The 651-nt window shown below is 60.1% G+C and carries 2 protein-coding genes; one reads left to right on the forward strand and one right to left on the reverse strand.

Going from position 1 to position 651, the window contains the following annotated elements; genetic code table 11:
• Positions 1–203, forward strand: a 203-nt coding sequence (locus I5W_RS24415) for an RES family NAD+ phosphorylase (protein ID WP_044531194.1), incomplete at its 5' end; no start/stop codon positions are given.
• A gap of 12 nt (positions 204–215) precedes the next feature.
• Here the strand turns inward: I5W_RS24415 and I5W_RS24420 are convergent.
• Positions 216–651: ketopantoate reductase family protein (locus tag I5W_RS24420; RefSeq protein WP_044531195.1), on the reverse strand; the 436-nt coding region annotated here is incomplete at its 5' end.

Consider the following 651-nt stretch of genomic DNA (forward strand, 5'->3'; position numbering starts at 1 on the left):
ATCTCACGCGCGACCCGGCCAGCACCGCCGCCATCGGGCAGCATTGGATAGAAGAGGGCAAACATCTGGCGATGAAAGTGCCCTCGGTGGTCAGCCCGACCGATTTCAATGTCTTGCTCAATCCACTGCATCCGCAGATGTCTGACATCAAGGTGGTGGAAAAGAAACTGTTCCAGTTCGATGCCAGGCTGTTCGGTGGATGAGGCTGGGCAGGTTTATCTGGATTTGCTTTCGATCAGTTTGACCAGGGCGTGTACGGTCAGGTTGACCGGCGTGCTGATGCCATGCGCCTGCCCGCGACGCACGATGAAACCGTTGAGGTGATCGATCTCGCTGGGTTTGCCGCGCGCCACATCCTGTGCAGTGGACGAGAATTGCGTGGGCATGGTCTCGATGATCTTGCGGATCGCAACATCCACGTCACCGGTCAGCGTCACGCCTTCGGCAGCGGCCACGGCCTTGCATTCGTTCACCAGGTGGCCCATCACTTCCAGCACGCCCACGCCTTCCACCAGCTTGCCATAGGGTAGTTGGGCGATGGCCGACAGGGCGTTGTAGGCGCAATTGATGATGAGCTTCAACCACAGCGCGCCGCGCACGTTATCCGAAATCTCGGTGGGTACGCCGGCGGCGATCAGCGCATCGGCGGCC

It is taken from the genome of Herbaspirillum sp. B65, assembly GCF_000333555.1.
In the GTDB taxonomy this organism is placed as follows: Bacteria; Pseudomonadota; Gammaproteobacteria; order Burkholderiales; family Burkholderiaceae_D; genus Herbaspirillum; species Herbaspirillum rubrisubalbicans.